This window comes from Brevundimonas vancanneytii (assembly GCF_901421975.1).
Classification (GTDB): domain Bacteria; phylum Pseudomonadota; class Alphaproteobacteria; order Caulobacterales; family Caulobacteraceae; genus Brevundimonas; species Brevundimonas diminuta.
Window position 1 is genome coordinate 1,364,193 of the sequence record NZ_LR588407.1, and the last position, 14,964, is coordinate 1,379,156.

Genomic DNA, 14,964 nt, shown 5'->3' on the forward strand with positions numbered 1-14,964 from the left:
TCATCGCTTCTGGGTGTGGAGCGGGGCGGCGTCTGGTGTAGAGGGTGTACGGACCATGCCTTCTGACGCCTCGCCTGATTCCTTCCCGCTGTCTTCGGTCCGCACCATAGCCCTGGTGGGGCTGATGGGCGTCGGGAAATCGACCGTGGGGCGGCGCCTGGCGGCGCGGCTGGGCCTGCCGTTCGCCGACGGCGATCATGTGATCGAGGAAGCGGCGGGCATGACCGTCAGCGAAATCTTCGCCACGCGCGGCGAGGTCGAGTTCCGGGCGGGCGAAGCGCGGGTCATGAAGCGCCTGCTGGAAGGGCCGCCGATCGTGCTGGCGACCGGAGGCGGGGCGGTGCTCAATCCCGACACCCGCGCCCTGATGAAGCAGCATGCCGTCAGCGTCTGGATGCGTGCGGACCTGAAGGTCATCGCCGAGCGGGTAGGGCGACGCGACACCCGGCCGCTGTTGCGCAATCGCGATCCTCTGACAGCCCTGAACGATTTGGCCAAGGCGCGCTATCCGATCTACGGCGAGGCCGATCTGACGGTCGATGTGGGCGGCGGATCGCACGCCCAGGCCGTTGAGGCCATCTTGAAACAATTGCGCCGCTTCGGACGGCAGGAGACCCAGTCATGACCACGACGATCCCGGTCGCAGGCGGCGCCTTCGCCCCCTATGAGGTCGTCGTCGGGCGCGGTCTGCTGAAGATGGCGGGAGCCGAGGTCGCCGCGTTGAAGCCCACGCGAGCCTTCATCGTCAGCGACGAGACGGTGGCGGCTATCCACGGCGAGACGGTGCGCGCCTCGCTGGAAGGCGCGGGCCTGGCGACCGGAATCGTCACGGTGCCCGCAGGCGAGGCGTCCAAGTCGTTTGAACAGCTTGAGGCGGTGCTGGATCGATTGCTGGCCGAAGGACTGGATCGCAAGAGCCTGGTCGTCGCCCTGGGCGGCGGCGTGGTCGGCGACCTGGCCGGCCTGGCGGCGGCCCTGTTCATGCGCGGGATCGACTTTGTGCAGATTCCAACGACGTTGCTGGCTCAGGTGGATTCCTCGGTCGGCGGCAAGACGGCCATTGACACCCCGCGCGGCAAGAACCTGATCGGCGCCTTCCATCAGCCGCGTCGGGTGCTGGCGGACATCGAAGCCCTGGCCACCCTGCCGGCGCGGCAGGTGCGCTCGGGCTGGGCCGAGGTGTTGAAGCACGGGTTGATCTGCGACGCGGCCTTCTTCGACTGGCTGGGCGGCGAGGGGGCTGCTGGGGCGCAGGGCGATCCCGATGCGCTGGAACGGGCGGTGATCCGCTCGGTCGAGATCAAGGCCCAGATCGTCGGCGAGGATGAGAAGGAGGCGGGCCGTCGCGCCCTGCTGAACCTGGGCCACACCTTCGGTCACGCCCTGGAGGCAGAGCTGGCGTTCGACGAGACCCTGACCCACGGCGAGGCGGTGGCGTTGGGCTGCGCCATGGCCTTCCGTTATTCGGCGCGGCAGGGGCTTTGCCCGGCGGTCGAGGCCGAGCGGGCCGAGGCGGGCATCCGCGCGGCGGGCCTGCCGACGCGACTTTCGGATGTGGCCCACGCCTTTGCGGCCGACGCCCTGATCGCGCGCATGGCGGGGGACAAGAAGGCCGAGGGCGGACGCCTGACCCTGATCCTCGCGCGGGCCGTCGGCGACGCCTTCACCGACAAGGACGTGGACGCCGAGGCGGTGCGCGCCTTCCTGATCGAGGAAGGCGCGGCGTGAAACTGTCGCCCGTCGTCCTTGAAGACGCCTTCGTCCGGCTGGAGCCGTTCACCGAGGCGCTGAAGGATGAGGTTCGGGCGGCGCTGGACTGCGACCCGGACGCCTGGAACGGCATGGTCGCCGCCGCCTATGGCGCGCATTTCGACGGCTGGTGGGATGCGGCGCTGAAGGCGATGGCGGCGGGGCCTCGCATCGCCTATGCCGTGCGGCGTCGCAACGACAACACGGTCGTCGGCACGACCAGCCTCTATGAGATCAAGCCCGAGCATCGGCGCTGCGAGATCGGTTCGACCTTTTATCGGCCCGAGGCGCGGGGCGGGCCGATCAACCCGGCGTGCAAGCGCCTGTTGCTGGACTACGCCTTTTCGAACGGGGCGATCCGGGTCGAGATCATCACCGACGCCCTGAACGCCGCCAGCCAGGCCGCCATCCGTAAGCTGGGCGCGACCCATGAGGGCGTCTTGCGCAAGCACAAGACGACCTGGACCGGCCGGGCGCGGGATACGGCGCAGTTCGCCATCCTGGACGAGGACTGGCCCGAGGTGCGGCGACGGCTGGACGAACGGTTGGCGGCCTTCGCCTAGTCGACGGCCCGGCATTCGGTGGGTTCGCGGTCGGCGGCGGTCCATGTCGCCATGACGCCCTTGCCGCGCAGCTCATAGCCCGAGGCGCGATACCAGATGCCGTCGGCGGCGCGTTCCTGAAACAGATCCACCGCCTCGCCGCTAGAGTTGCGCACGGTCGCCATCTGGCGCGGGTTGTCGAAGTCGACCGACAGGCGCTCGGAGTTGTTGCACAGATAGACAGCGTGGACGACACGGTTCAGGGCGCGGTCCTGAAGCTCGGCGCCGGTGCGGCGACGGGCGGTTTGGGCCTCGACGGCGCGTTCACGCACCTCGTCGCCGTCGGTCGGAGCCTTGCGCGGTTCCTGACCACAGGCGGACAGAAGAACCACGACGGAGACGGCGACGGTCGGCCAGAGGATACGGGTCGGCAAAATGAAGTCCTCTCAAGGTCAAGCTTGGAGGCTCAACGCTCGGCGTCGCCCGGCGTTCCTGATCGTGATTTCCGGCGTGAACGGAAGAAGCTGCGCAGCATTTCAGCGGCCGGATCAGCCATGACGCCGCTCTCGGTTTGGGGCCGCCAGTGACAGGTCGGCTGGTCGAAGAAACGCCCGCCGTGCAGCACGGCGCCCCCCTTGGGGTCATCCGCCCCCCAGACCACGCGGCCGATGCGGGCGTGGCTGATGGCGCCCGCGCACATGGCGCACGGCTCTAGCGTGACATAGAGGGTCAGGTCGGTAAGGCGATAATTCTGCAACTTGGCCGCAGCATCGCGCAGGGCGACGATCTCGGCATGAGCAGTCGGATCATGGGCCGTGATGGGCCCGTTTTGCCCGCGCCCAAGCACTTCGCCGGTGTTTTCGTCCACGATCACGGCCCCGACCGGCACCTCGCCAGCTTCAGCCGCCGCTTGCGCCAGATCGAGCGCCATGCTCATGAACCGCTCATCATGGATCGCCATCCCAAAGACAACGACAAGAAGCCCCGCTCCCGTCAAGACGACGGCGCGCGCGGTCCCCGCAATTTCGCCGATAAAGGCCCGCGAAAGCCCTTCGACAAGGACGGAAAGCCGGGCGGCAAGCCTCGCGACCGCGTCGGGGGCAAGCCGGGCGACAAGTCTGCGTCCGAGGCCAAGGGCCCGGAGCGCACCGAACGAATCGCCAAGGCCATGGCCCGCGCGGGCATCGCCTCGCGTCGTGAGGTCGAACGGCTGATCGGTCTGGGCAAGGTGGCGGTGAACGGCCGCATCCTGGCCACGCCCGCCGTACTGGTGACGCGCGACGACAAGATCACCGTCGACGGCAAGCCGATCGGCGCGGCCCAGGCGACGCGTGTCTGGCGTTATCACAAGCCTGCAGGCCTGATCACCAGCCACAACGACCCGGCGGGCCGCCCCACCGTGTTCGACGCCCTGCCCAGCGGCCTTCCGCGCGTGATTTCGGTCGGCCGCCTCGATCTGGCGACTGAAGGCCTGCTGCTGTTGACCAACGACGGCGAACTCAGCCGGGCGCTGGAACTGCCGGAAACGGCCCTGGTGCGCCAGTATCGCGCCCGTGCGCGCGGCCGCATCACCCAGGAGCAGTTGGACAAGCTGAAGGACGGCGTGGTCGTCGACGGCGTGCGCTACGGCCCCGTGGAAGCCACCATCGACAAGGCCAAGGAAAAGGCTGAGGGTGAAAAGTCGTCGGCCAACCTGTGGCTCAGCGTCTCGATCACCGAGGGCAAGAACCGCGAAGTCCGCAAGGTGCTGGAGAGCATCGGCCTGACGGTCAATCGCCTGATCCGCCTGGCCTATGGTCCGTTCCAACTCGGCACCCTGCCGGTCGGATCGGTCGAGGAAGTCGGCCCGCGCGTGATCCGCGAAATGCTGGCCGAGCATATCCGTCCCGAGAACCTGCCGACCGGCAATACGGTTGCGACTCCGGCGCCGATTCCGGGGCGTCGCACCGGTACGCCGATCGTGCGCGGCAAATCCGGCTCGGCCATGTCGGATCCGTCGCGCAAGCCCAGCCGCGTTCGCGCCGCCGAGACGGCGGCTGAAGACGGCGCCGAGTTTGGCAAGCCCGCTCGCAAGGAAGGCTGGCCAAGGCCAAGCCGAAGTTCGAACACAAGAAGACCTTCAAGCCGCGCGCCCGTCCAGGCGATGACGAAGGGACGGAAGGCGGCGATCGTCCGCGCCGTCCGTTCACGCCGCGCGAACCGCGCGCCGACCAGTTCATCGACGACCGTCGCGGTCCGCCCAAGGGCGGCCGTCCCGGCGGAAAGCCCCGGCGGCAAGCCGTTCGGCCGTCCCGGTGGAGCCGGTGGGCGTCCTGATGCGCGTTCGGACTCTCGTTCGGGCGACCGACCAGGCGGTCCTCGCGGCGGCGGCAAACCGTTCGGAGGCAAACCTTTCGGCGGCAAGCCTTCGGGCGGTGCAGGCGGTCGTGGCGGCCCGCGCGGACGCGGCTGATTATTGAGCAGAGACGAAAGGCATGGCGGACGTTGAAACCCAGTTGAACGGCCGCTGTCTGTGCGGGGCGGTGCGCTTCAGCGCCACGCCCAAGGGCGGAATGCACGCCTGTCATTGCGAATGGTGCCGCCGGACCTCGGGCGGGGTGTCGCTCAGCGTCGACTGCGGCGACACCGTTGAAGTCGAGGGACCGCTGACGACCTATGATTCGTCCGATTGGGCGGAGCGGCAGTTCTGTTCCGCTTGCGGCTCCAACCTGTTCTGGCGATTGAAGGCGGGCGGCATGGCCATGGTCTCGGTCCAGGCGTTCGACGACCCGTCGGCCTTCGCCTTCGACAGCGAGATCTATATCGACGCCAAGCCCGCCAACTACGCCTTCGCCGGCGACCACACCCGTATGACCGGCGCCGAGGTCGAGGCTCTCTACGCCGGGGACTGAGCCTGGCGGTTGCGGGCTAGGCGTTCTGCGGCCGCAAGGACGATGACGAGGCTGACGAACTCCAGCGCCAAGGCGGACACAGGGATCGCTTCGGCGGACAGTCCGGCGCCCGACAGCGGTTCGCCCAACAAGGCTATGGCGAGGTTGTTGGCCCAGTGGGTGCCGATGGCGAATTCAATGCCGCCTAGTCTCAGCGCGGCCCAGGTCCAGACCAGGCCCGACAGAGCGCGGGCGATGAACGCCACTGGATCGGGATCCAGGTGGACGGCGGAGAAGATCAACGCATTGATCAGGCACAACAGGATCAGGCTGCGGGTAAGCCCTCCAGTGACCCTGAGAAGAACGCCTCGAAAGGCGACTTCTTCAGCCGCCGCCGCGATCAACAGGCCGACGCTCGCCGCAAGGATGTAGGTCAGGCGGCTTTCGATCGAATAGGCGGGATTGAAGATCGGCGGAGGGCCGATCGGATCGATCAGGTTGTAGACTAGGACGCTGACGCCGCCGACGACGCTCATGACGGCGAAACCAATTCCCAGTTGTCGCCAGGAGAGACGGCGGCCGGGCCAGAGGAAGGCGGCGACCGGTGCTCGATAAACAATCTTCGCGGCGAGCAGGATGGCTCCGCCCATGAAGCCCAGCATCAAGCCTAGCGCTAGAACCGAGACGTTTTCGTCCCACAGACGGTTCGGGCCTTCAGGTGCGACGGCGAAAAGATCGGAGGGAAGCAGGCCCGCTGACTCAAAAGGAAGAGTCAGCAGGATGGCGGCCACCATGGCCGTGGCCATGAGAAGTGCGGACAGTGCGATGAAGGCGATCAGGCGCTTCCAGGGCGCAGCGGGTTGAACCTCGGCGATCAGGGGACTGTTGCGCGCCTGTTCGATGGCGACGCGAAATTCAAACTGAATAAAGCCGGGAATTCAACGCGAGACATGGGCTGAACGTTGCATTGCGCGCGTGGCCGGTCCAGAGGCGGGGCCATGAGAATCGTCGCTGGACAATATCGCGGTCGGGCCATCGTCACGCCCGAGGGACAGAACACGCGGCCGACGTCGGATCGGGCGCGTCAGGCGATCTTCAACGTGCTGGAGCATGCGCCGTGGGCTGAAGGTCTGCATGAGGCGCGGGTGATCGACCTCTACGCCGGTTCGGGCGCGCTGGGGTTTGAGGCGCTGTCGCGCGGAGCGGCTTTCTGCCTGTTCGTGGACACGGACGACGGCGCGCGCGGCGCCATCCGCGAGAACATGGACGCCTATGGCCTGTTCGGCCGTTGTCGGGTGCATCGGCGCAGCGCGACCGATCTGGGGCCGCGCCCCGGTTCGGCGGGCGAGGCCTTCACCCTGGCGTTTCTGGATCCGCCCTACGCCAAAGGCTTAGGAGAGCAGACGCTGGCGCGGCTGCTGGAGGGCGGTTGGCTGGCGCCGGCGCTATCGTGGTCTTCGAGCGCGGCTCGGACGAGCCCGAGATCGACACCCCCGGCTATGAGCGGTTGGACGCGCGCGACTACGGCGCCGCGCGCGTCCTGTTCCTCAGGGCGTCAGAAACTTCGGCCTGAGGTCCGGTTGTCGGCCCGGCTGCGCAGGCGGCTGAGGCCGTCGCGGTTGACGACGTAGGGGCCGCCGTTTCGGGACTTGATGACGCCCTTGCGCTTCAGGCTGCGCCATTGATCCAGGTTGCAGCCGTCCAGCACCCAGCCTTCGCGGGTGAAGCAGCGGGCGGCCAGGATACGGCCCTGTTCGTCGCGTTCCAGCAGGATGCGACCGCCCTGGGCGAGGGCGTGGAGCGTGCGTTGCTCCGCACGTGACAGATTCATGGGATTGAGATTTCCAAGGCATGAGAAGACACGCGCCCGGCGCAACGGGGCGCGGGGCGGGCTCAGGAGGCCTCGGGACGATCAGCGTCCGGGCCTATGCCGTGGCTACAATCTCAAACATGGTTCCATCCCATTGGGGGAAGGCGCGGCTTATAGCGCGAGGCGTGGTCGGCGGCTAGGCGCTTCAACCTCTGCGGCGCTGAAGCTCGGCGGCCAGGGCGCGGGCGCCAGCCGTGACGTCGGCCCAGGTGACGTCGAAACCGTCGTCTTCGCCGAAATAGGGATCGGCCACGGCCTGACCGGCGCGGCCCTCGACGTGATCCAGCAGCAGGGACAGTTCGGCCGTGGCGTCAGGCGGGGCGAGGCGGCGCAGGTTGGCCAGATTGTCGTGATCCATCGCCACCAGATGGGTGAAGCGGCGGTAGTCGGCGGGCTGCACCTGACGGCCGCGCAGGGCCGAGATGTCGACGCCGTTTTTCAACGCGACCGCCTGGGCGCGCGGGTCGGGCGGAGAGTCGACGTGCCAGCCGCCCGTGCCTGCGGAATCAGTGATGGCGTCCAGATGTATGCGACGCGCTTCTTCGCGAAAGGCCGCTTCGGCCAGCGGCGAGCGACAGATGTTGCCCAGGCAGACGAAGAGGACGGAAGGAGCCATCCCCTCAAGTCGCGAAGCGGTAGGGTGACGAAAAGATCATCGCCGTCCGAACAGCTTTTCCAGGTCGTGCAGCTTCAGCTCCACATAGGTCGGGCGGCCGTGATTGCACTGGCCGGAGTGGGGCGTGGCCTCCATCTGGCGCAGCAGGGCGTTCATCTCTGGCGCCGACAGGACGCGGCCCGAGCGCACCGAGCCGTGGCAGGCCATGGTGCCGCAGACCTCGGCCAGGCGCTCCTTCAGCGACAGGGCGGCGCCGTGTTCGGACAGGTCGTCGGCGATGTCGCGGATCAGGCCCTGAACGTCGGTGTCGCCCAGCAGGGCTGGGGTCTCGCGCACCAGCACGGCGCCCGCGCCGAACGCTTCGACGATCAGACCCATCTCGGCCAGTTCCTCGGCCTTGGCGGCGACTCGCTCGGCCTCGGCGGGATCCAGTTCGACGACTTCGGGCGTCAGCAGGGCCTGACGGGTGACGGCGCCGTCGGCCATCTGGGCCTTCATCCGCTCATAGACCAGCCGTTCGTGGGCGGCGTGCTGATCGACGATCACCAAGCCGTCGCGGGGTCTGGGCCACGATGTAGTTAGCGTGCAACTGCGCCCGCGCGGCGCCCAGCGGGTAGTCGATCAGATCGACTGGAGCCGAAGCGCCGGGCGCGATCTGGCCCGCGTGTTCGGCCTGGATCTCGCTCAGGGTGCGGAAACTTGGGGCGGCTGCTTCCCCGCTCCATGTGTGTTCGACGCGGGCGGAGCGTTCGTTGAGACCCGGCAGGTTCTGGGCGGCGGCGGCCGGTTGCGACCAGCCCTGCCAGCCGCTCCAGCCCGGCGCGGCGTTGCTGAACGTCTGCGGCGCGACCGGGTTGTAGAGCGCCTCGCCCGTATGCGGCCGGAATCCGGACAGTGCGTCGGCTGCGACCGTGGTCGAGGCGCGGTGTCCCGCCGCGTGCAGGGCGTGGCGCAGGGCGCCGACGATCAGGCCGCGCACCAGCGCCGGATCGCGGAAACGGACCTCCGCCTTGGCCGGGTGGACGTTCACGTCGACATAGAGCGGGTCGATGTCGATGAAGAGGGCCGCCGCCGGGTGCCGGTCGCGCGCCAGGAAGTCGGCGTAGGCCCCGCGCAGGGCGCCCTGCAACAGGCGGTCGCGCACCGGACGGCCGTTGACGAATAGGAACTGGTGCGCCGCATTGCCGCGCGAATAGGTCGGCAGGCCCCGCATAGCCGGACAGGCGCACGCCGTCCCGCTCCTGATCGATCAGCAGGGCGTTGGCCTCGAAGTCGCGGCCTAGCAGGGCGCCGAGACGTTTCAGCCGCCCCTCGTCGCCAAGATGTTCGGCGGGCAGGCGCAGGGTCGTCTTGCCATCCAGGCTGAGGGTGAAGGCCACCGCCTCGTGCGCCATGGCTTGTCGCTTGATCTCCTCGGAGATGGCCATGGCCTCGGCCCGCTCGGACTTCATGAACTTCAGCCGAGCAGGGGTGGCGTAGAACAGGTCGCGCACCTCGACCCGCGCCCCGTGCGGGCCGGGGAAGGCGGCGGGCGACAGGGGCCGCTGGGCGCCGCCCTCGACGGAGATGGCCCAGGCGTCGTTCTGAGGCTGGCCGGTTTCGGCGCGCGCACGGGTCGTGATGTTCAGGCGAGCGACCGAGCCGATGGAAGGCAGGGCCTCGCCTCGGAAGCCCAGGGTGAAGATGCGCAGCAGGTCCACGTCGCCCGCATCGTCCGGCTCCAGCTTCGACGTGGCGTGGCGCTCGATGGCGACGGGCAATTCGTCGCGCGGGATGCCCTTGCCGTCGTCGGCGATCAGGATGCGGGTCAGACCGCCGCCGTCCGCCTGAATCTCGATGCTGCGGGCGTCGGCGTCGATGGCGTTCTCGACCAGTTCCTTGATGGCGCTGGCCGGGCGTTCGACCACCTCGCCGGCGGCGATGCGGTTGACGGTTTCGGGGGGAAGGCGACGGATGGTCATGTGAGTCGCGAGGATAGGCGCCGTCGCCCGCAGACGCACCTCAATCCTTTTTTCGTGAGGTCGAAGGCGGTTTTTCGTGATCGGGGGGCTTGAAGCGTGTGAATGGCAACTTATACTGTTGCAGTCCGACGGCGCGGCCGGACGGACACTCGACCTGTTTCCGGACTGTCTGTCCAGTTTTCGTTTCAACCGCCTGATTGAGGTTTCCTCTCCCATGAAGATCAAAGCCGCCCTGATCGCCGTTTCGACCGCCGCCCTGTTGGCCGCCTGCAGCCAGCCCGCTGACACCGCCGGCGCCCCGACGACCGACGCCGCCTCGACCGCTCCGGTCGCGCTCAAGGCCACCTCGGGCGTCTATGTGATGGATCCGACCCACGCCTCGCTGCAGTGGTCGCTGCCGCACAACTCGATCTCGAACTACACGGCGCGCTTCAACAAGTTCGACGCCAAGATCACGCTGGACACCGCCAACCTGGCCAACAGCACGGTCGAGGCGACCATCGATCCGGCTTCGGTCGACGCCAACTATCAGGGCGACTACGTCGGCACCCACGCCGCCACCGGCTTCAAGAGCTGGAGCGAGGACATCGCCAAGAACAAGAACTTCCTGAACGCGACCGCCTTCCCGCAGATCACCTTCAAGTCGACCAAGGTCGAGCTGACCGGCGCGCGCACGGCCAAGGTGACGGGCGATCTGACCTTCCTGGGCGTGACCAAGCCGGTGACCCTGGACGCCACGTTCAACGGCGACCTGGAGAAGCACCCGTTCGTGCCGGCGCCGGCCATCGGCTTCTCGGCTGAGGGCAAGTTCAAGCGCACCGACTTCGGCATGGCGCTGGGCCCGGTCGGGGATGAAGTGACGATCCGCTTCGACGCCGAGTTCATCAAAGAAGTCGCCCCGGCGGCTCCCGCCGTCTGATAGGCTGCGACACGACGAAGGGGCGGGGCCGTTCGGTCCCGCCCTCTTTATGTTCAGACTGACGCGAGAGCTCTCATGACCCGCCGCCGCCCCAGCCGCTACAGCGCCGTCGCCATCGCCCTGCACTGGCTGATCGCCATCGCCATTCTGTCGATGATCCCGATGGGCTGGTGGATGAGCGACGCCATTGTCGAGCCGGACAGCCAGGCGCTGGCCTATCGCGTCTTCCAGCTTCACAAGTCGATCGGCTTCCTGATCCTGGCGCTGACGGTGCTGCGGATCGTGTGGCGGCTGACGCACCCGGTTCCGGCTCTGCCCGGCGCCATGAAGGGGTGGGAGCAGTTCGCCGCGCGGGTGACGCATGCCGCCTTCTACGCCCTGATGCTGGCCCTGCCGCTGACAGGGTGGGCCTATGTCTCGACCGGATGGGCCGTGGTCACGGACACGCCGCTGGCCGTGGCGACCAGCTGGTTCGGCCTGTTCACCATTCCGCATCTGCCCTTCATCGAACACGCTTCCGAAGCCGTTCGCCGCACGACGGCGTGGATGGCCATGGGCGCGCACAGCAAGCTGGCCTGGGGCGTGATCGTCCTGGTCGTCCTGCACGTCGCCGCGGCGCTGAAACACCAGTTCCTGGATCGCGACGGCGTGCTGTCGCACATGATCCCGGTCCTGTCGCATGGCGATGACGCCCATGGCGTAGCGCCCGAACCGACGCCGGCCGTGCGCTGGGCCGAGCGGCTGGCGGGCGTGGCCTTCGTGGTCGTGATCGGCGCCGCCTTCGGCCTTGCCGCCAAGCCTGCGCCCAAGACGGAAGGGCAGGCGGTCGCCTCGGCTCCTGCCGCCGCCCCTGCGGCTGACGCGGCCGTGACGCCGGGCGCGGCCGCCGCCTGGACAGTGGACAAGGCCGCCTCGACCATCCAGTTCACCGGAACCCACACGGCAAGGCCTTCACCGGCCGGTTCGAGCAGTGGGACGCGCAAGTCTGGTTCGACCCGGCTGATCTGGCGGGATCGAAAGCCGTGGTGACGGTCCAGACCGGCACGGCCAAGACCGGCGACGCCACCCAGGAAGGCAGCCTGCCGGGCGCCGAATGGTTCGACACGGCGACCTATCCGACCGCCCGCTTCGAGGCGACGGCGTTCAAGGCGCTGGGCGGGAACCGTTATGAGGCGACGGGAACCCTGCGGATCAAGGCGACGACGGTCCCGGTCGTCCTGCCCTTCACCTTCGACGAGGCGAACGGGACGGGCGACGGTCGAGGGCAAGCTGGAGCTGGACCGCACGGCGCTGAACATGGGCATGATGTCCGACGCGGGCGGCGACTGGGTGTCCAAGGCCATCGGCGTCGAGATCAAGGTCAAGGCGACGCGTCAGGGTTAAGAAATCGGGCGCGGGGTTTGCCCGACTCCGCGCGGGGCGCTACAGCCTTCGGCTCTCCCTTCCTTGAGCGCCGAAAGAGCGACGCCATGCACGATATCCGAGCCATTCGCGACAATCCCGAAGCCTTCGTCGCAGGCTGGTCGTCGCGCGGCGTGGATGACGCCGCCGATGTGGTCGCGCGCATTCTGGCGCTGGATGTCGACCTGCGCGCCGCCCAGACGCGCGGTCAGGACGCCCTGGCCAAGCGCAACGCCGCCTCCAAGGCTATCGGCGCCGCCATGGGCAAGAAGGACATGGCCGAGGCCGACCGCCTGAAGGCCGAGGTCGAGGCCCTCAAGGGCGAAATCGCCGATGCGGGCGACGCCGAGACCGCTAAAGGCGCTGAACTGCGCGACCTGCTGGCCGGATTGAAGAACCTAGCCGCTGCCAATGTGCCGGACGGCGAGGATGAAAACGACAACGTCGAAGTCGTGAAGTGGGGCGTGCCGCGCACGACGGGGCCGGCCAAGGGCCACGCCGATCTGGGCGAGGCGCTGGGCCTGCTGGACTTCGAGGCTGCCGCCAAGATGTCCGGTTCGCGCTTCGCCGTGCTGAAGGGCCATCTGGCGCGTCTGGAACGCGCCATCGGTCAGTTCATGCTGGACCTGCAGACGGACAAGCACGGGTATCAGGAAGTCGCGCCGCCCTACATGGTCAAGGACGACGCCATGTTCGGCACCGGCCAGTTGCCGAAGTTTGAGGAAGACCTATTCCGCGCGGGCGAGCATCTGCTCATCCCCACCGCCGAAGTCTCCCTGACCAACCTCGTGCGCGAGCAGATCCTGTCCGAGGACGAGGTGGCGGAGCCCATGCGCTTGACCGCCCTGACGCCCTGTTTCCGAGCCGAGGCCGGTTCGGCGGGGCGCGATACGCGCGGCCTGATCCGCCAGCATCAGTTCTCCAAGGTCGAGATGGTCTCCATCTGCCGCCCGGAGGATTCCGAGGCCGAGCATGAACGCATGACCGGCTGCGCCGAGGCGGTTCTTCAAGCGCTGGAGCTGCCCTATCGCAAGGTGTTGCTGTGCAAGGGCGACATGGGCTTTGCGGCGCAGAAGACCTATGACCTCGAGGTCTGGCTGCCGTCGCAGAACACCTATCGCGAGATCAGCTCCTGCTCGAACTGCGGCGACTTCCAGGCCCGGCGCATGGACGCCCGGTTCAAGCGCGCGGGCGAGAAGAAGACCGAGTTCCTGCACACTCTGAACGGTTCGGGTCTGGCGGTCGGCCGCACCCTGGTCGCGGTGATGGAAAACTATCAGCAGGAGGACGGGACCATCGCGGTTCCGGCCGCCCTGCAGCCCTATATGGGCGGATTGAAACAGGTGGGCTGATCCTTCTCCCCTTGTGGGAGAAGGTGGGCCGCGCAGCGGCTCGGATGAGGGGTTGCTCAGACAGAAGATGCTAGTGGCGAGTTCAGACGACATGATTACCGGCCGGGGTTCGACCCCTCATCCGTCTGGCTTCGCCAGCCACCTTCTCCCGCAAGGGGGGAAGGAAGCCTGATGCGTATCCTCCTCACCAACGACGACGGCATCGAGGCCGAGGGCCTGGCCTGTCTGGAAAAGATCGCCCGCGCCCTGTCGGACGACGTCTGGGTCGTCGCGCCGCAGACCGAGCAGTCGGCCAAGGGGCGGGGCATCACCCTGACCGAGCCGCTGCGCGTCAATCAACTGGGCGACAAGCGGTTCGCTGTGACCGGCACCCCGACCGACTGCGTCATCCTGGCCGTCAACGACATCATGCCCGAGAAGCCTGATCTGGTGCTGTCGGGCGTCAATCGCGGCCACAACGTGGGCGAGGACGTCAGCTATTCCGGCACGGTGGCGGGGCGCTCTTCAGGGCATGGCCTTCGGCATCCGCTCCATCGCCTTGTCGCAGTCGCTGGAGCGGTTCCACGACGAAGCGATCGCTCATTGGGAAACGGCCGAGGCCTTCGGTCCCGGCATCGTCGCACGCCTGCTGGAGCAGAAATGGGGGGAGGGCGTGGTCATGAACGTCAACTTCCCGCGCCTGCCGCCGGAACTGGTCAAGACGGTCGAGGTGACGCGACAGGGCTTCCGCGACATCGGCGAGATGCACGCCATCCGCCGCACGGACCTGCGCGGCCGCGACTACTACTGGATGGCCTTCCGCGGCGCGCCGCAGGAGCACGCCGACGGCACCGACCTGCGCGCGATGGACGAGGGCCGCATCTCGGTCACGCCGCTGCACATCGATCTGACGCACATGCCGTCGGTCAACGATCTGAAGAAGGTGCTGGGCGGCGCCCCGCCCAAGGGGCCGCAGGAAAAATGAGTCTCAAGGACGACCGCGCGGGCCGATTGATCCTGTCGCTGCGGCGTCAGGGGGTGACGGACGCGCGGGTTCTGAAGGCGATGGAGTCCATCGACCGCGCCGTCTTCGTCCATGAGAAATTCCTCGATCAGGCGTGGGAGGATCAGGCCCTGCCGATCGACTGCGCCCAGACGATCAGCCAGCCCTTCATCGTCGGCCTGATGACCCAGGCGCTGGACGTTCAGCCGCGCCATCGCGTGCTAGAGATCGGCACCGGCAGCGGCTATCAGTGCGCGGTTCTCAGCCGCATGGCGCGCTTCGTCTATTCGGTCGAGCGTTACAAGAGCCTCTTAAATGAGGCTGAGAACCGATTGGAAAATCCTTGGGATCGATAATGTCTTCACTCGCCACGGCGACGGCGGACAGGGTTGGCCGGAGCAGGCGCCGTTCGACCGGATCATGGTCACGGCGGCCTCGCCGCATGAGCCGACGGAACTGCTGAAGCAACTGAAGCCGGGCGGCGTCCTGGTCGCGCCGGTGGGACGCACCTCGGTGCAGATGCTGAACCGCTACACCGGCCAGCCCGACGGCAGTTTCCAGCGGGAAAGCCTGTGCGAGGTCCGCTTCGTTCCCCTGGTCGAAGGGACGGCGAAAGAAGGGTGAGGGGCGAAATCTCACCGCTCCATTAACCTTTTCCGCCCCACTTTCGCGCGGGTTGCCGGGTTGGATTCGGCCACGGGT

Annotated in this window: 13 protein-coding genes and 5 pseudogenes; 12 read left to right on the top strand and 6 right to left on the bottom strand. The window is 67.7% G+C overall.

From position 1 onward, the window contains the following. Positions 1-55 precede the first annotated feature (55 nt). The 3 genes from FGL25_RS06715 to FGL25_RS06725 are packed head-to-tail and all read left to right on the top strand — an operon-like array spanning position 56 to position 2,312. The gene (locus FGL25_RS06715) at positions 56-625 is read left to right on the top strand and encodes a shikimate kinase (RefSeq protein ID WP_003165277.1); all 570 of its coding nucleotides are present in this window, start codon (positions 56-58) and stop codon (positions 623-625) included. Then, a complete protein-coding gene (aroB, locus tag FGL25_RS06720) occupies positions 622-1,728 on the top strand; it encodes a 3-dehydroquinate synthase (protein ID WP_138141312.1) in 1,107 nt (368 codons plus the stop codon). The genes FGL25_RS06715 and aroB overlap by 4 nt, the downstream gene beginning before the upstream one ends. After that, positions 1,725-2,312 (top strand): GNAT family N-acetyltransferase, encoded by a 588-nt coding sequence (locus tag FGL25_RS06725; protein ID WP_088409795.1) that lies wholly within the window; start codon positions 1,725-1,727, stop codon positions 2,310-2,312. The genes aroB and FGL25_RS06725 overlap by 4 nt, the downstream gene beginning before the upstream one ends. Here the strand turns inward: FGL25_RS06725 and FGL25_RS06730 are convergent. After that, positions 2,309-2,725: an MliC family protein gene (locus tag FGL25_RS06730; protein WP_138141313.1), complete on the bottom strand. Its 417-nt coding sequence runs from the start codon at positions 2,723-2,725 to the stop codon at positions 2,309-2,311. The genes FGL25_RS06725 and FGL25_RS06730 overlap by 4 nt on opposite strands. 32 nt (positions 2,726-2,757) lie before the next feature. Beyond that, a complete protein-coding gene (gene tadA / locus FGL25_RS06735) occupies positions 2,758-3,228 on the bottom strand; it encodes a tRNA adenosine(34) deaminase TadA (protein ID WP_138141314.1) in 471 nt (156 codons plus the stop codon). A gap of 12 nt (positions 3,229-3,240) precedes the next feature. Between tadA and FGL25_RS06740 the strand changes: the two genes are divergently transcribed. Next, positions 3,241-4,743, top strand: coding sequence for a pseudouridine synthase (locus tag FGL25_RS06740; RefSeq protein ID WP_167493312.1), 1,503 nt, complete (start codon positions 3,241-3,243; stop codon positions 4,741-4,743). Positions 4,744-4,765: 22 nt separating this feature from the next. After that, positions 4,766-5,182 (top strand): GFA family protein, encoded by a 417-nt coding sequence (locus tag FGL25_RS06745; RefSeq protein ID WP_167493313.1) that lies wholly within the window; start codon positions 4,766-4,768, stop codon positions 5,180-5,182. On the opposite strand, the gene FGL25_RS06750 is transcribed toward FGL25_RS06745, so the two are convergent. Beyond that, positions 5,167-5,967: a CPBP family intramembrane glutamic endopeptidase gene (locus tag FGL25_RS06750; protein ID WP_138141315.1), complete on the bottom strand. Its 801-nt coding sequence runs from the start codon at positions 5,965-5,967 to the stop codon at positions 5,167-5,169. The two genes, FGL25_RS06745 and FGL25_RS06750, sit on opposite strands and share 16 nt — an antisense overlap. Before the next feature lie 192 nt (positions 5,968-6,159). On the opposite strand from FGL25_RS06750, the pseudogene rsmD reads away from it, so the two are divergent. Then, positions 6,160-6,734 (top strand): annotated as a pseudogene (gene rsmD, locus FGL25_RS06755) (16S rRNA (guanine(966)-N(2))-methyltransferase RsmD). Here the strand turns inward: rsmD and FGL25_RS06760 are convergent. From FGL25_RS06760 to mutL, 3 genes and pseudogenes are all read right to left on the bottom strand, one after another. Next, positions 6,717-6,992: a YjhX family toxin gene (locus FGL25_RS06760; RefSeq protein ID WP_003165268.1), complete on the bottom strand. Its 276-nt coding sequence runs from the start codon at positions 6,990-6,992 to the stop codon at positions 6,717-6,719. The pseudogene rsmD and the gene FGL25_RS06760 sit on opposite strands and share 18 nt — an antisense overlap. A gap of 184 nt (positions 6,993-7,176) precedes the next feature. After that, positions 7,177-7,647, bottom strand: a complete 471-nt coding sequence (locus tag FGL25_RS06765; protein WP_138141316.1) for a low molecular weight protein-tyrosine-phosphatase — start codon at positions 7,645-7,647, stop codon at positions 7,177-7,179. A gap of 36 nt (positions 7,648-7,683) precedes the next feature. Continuing rightward, positions 7,684-9,608, bottom strand: a pseudogene (gene mutL, locus FGL25_RS06770) (DNA mismatch repair endonuclease MutL). A gap of 214 nt (positions 9,609-9,822) precedes the next feature. Here mutL and FGL25_RS06775 point away from each other — a divergent pair. The 6 genes and pseudogenes from FGL25_RS06775 to FGL25_RS06795 all read left to right on the top strand — a co-directional run bounded on the left by FGL25_RS06775 (position 9,823) and on the right by FGL25_RS06795 (position 14,886). Next, a complete protein-coding gene (locus tag FGL25_RS06775; protein ID WP_138141317.1) occupies positions 9,823-10,527 on the top strand; it encodes a YceI family protein in 705 nt (234 codons plus the stop codon). A 75-nt stretch (positions 10,528-10,602) separates the two neighbouring features. Next, positions 10,603-11,556: a cytochrome b gene (locus FGL25_RS06780; RefSeq protein WP_290125515.1), complete on the top strand. Its 954-nt coding sequence runs from the start codon at positions 10,603-10,605 to the stop codon at positions 11,554-11,556. Continuing rightward, a pseudogene (locus tag FGL25_RS17400) lies at positions 11,532-11,714 on the top strand (YceI family protein); the annotation flags it as partial. The gene FGL25_RS06780 and the pseudogene FGL25_RS17400, both read left to right, overlap by 25 nt. Positions 11,715-11,996: 282 nt before the next feature. Further along, positions 11,997-13,280, top strand: a complete 1,284-nt coding sequence (serS, locus tag FGL25_RS06785) for a serine--tRNA ligase (protein WP_138141318.1) — start codon at positions 11,997-11,999, stop codon at positions 13,278-13,280. Between the two features lie 171 nt (positions 13,281-13,451). Next, positions 13,452-14,244: pseudogene (surE, locus tag FGL25_RS06790) on the top strand (5'/3'-nucleotidase SurE). Then, positions 14,241-14,886 (top strand): annotated as a pseudogene (locus tag FGL25_RS06795) (protein-L-isoaspartate(D-aspartate) O-methyltransferase). The pseudogenes surE and FGL25_RS06795 overlap by 4 nt, the downstream one beginning before the upstream one ends. Positions 14,887-14,964: the final 78 nt, after the last annotated feature.

What these genes read in the sequence shown, in the direction of transcription:
- FGL25_RS06715 (WP_003165277.1), top strand. Translation starts at nt 56, where the DNA reads ATGCCTTCTGACGCCTCGCCTGATTCCTTCCCGCTGTCTTCGGTCCGC.
- aroB (WP_138141312.1), top strand. Translation starts at nt 622, where the DNA reads ATGACCACGACGATCCCGGTCGCAGGCGGCGCCTTCGCCCCCTATGAG.
- tadA (WP_138141314.1), bottom strand. Translation starts at nt 3,228, where the DNA reads ATGAGCATGGCGCTCGATCTGGCGCAAGCGGCGGCTGAAGCTGGCGAG.
- FGL25_RS06740 (WP_167493312.1), top strand. Translation starts at nt 3,241, where the DNA reads ATGGATCGCCATCCCAAAGACAACGACAAGAAGCCCCGCTCCCGTCAA.
- FGL25_RS06745 (WP_167493313.1), top strand. Translation starts at nt 4,766, where the DNA reads ATGGCGGACGTTGAAACCCAGTTGAACGGCCGCTGTCTGTGCGGGGCG.
- FGL25_RS06750 (WP_138141315.1), bottom strand. Translation starts at nt 5,967, where the DNA reads ATGGCCACGGCCATGGTGGCCGCCATCCTGCTGACTCTTCCTTTTGAG.
- FGL25_RS06760 (WP_003165268.1), bottom strand. Translation starts at nt 6,992, where the DNA reads ATGAATCTGTCACGTGCGGAGCAACGCACGCTCCACGCCCTCGCCCAG.
- FGL25_RS06765 (WP_138141316.1), bottom strand. Translation starts at nt 7,647, where the DNA reads ATGGCTCCTTCCGTCCTCTTCGTCTGCCTGGGCAACATCTGTCGCTCG.
- FGL25_RS06775 (WP_138141317.1), top strand. Translation starts at nt 9,823, where the DNA reads ATGAAGATCAAAGCCGCCCTGATCGCCGTTTCGACCGCCGCCCTGTTG.
- FGL25_RS06780 (WP_290125515.1), top strand. Translation starts at nt 10,603, where the DNA reads ATGACCCGCCGCCGCCCCAGCCGCTACAGCGCCGTCGCCATCGCCCTG.
- serS (WP_138141318.1), top strand. Translation starts at nt 11,997, where the DNA reads ATGCACGATATCCGAGCCATTCGCGACAATCCCGAAGCCTTCGTCGCA.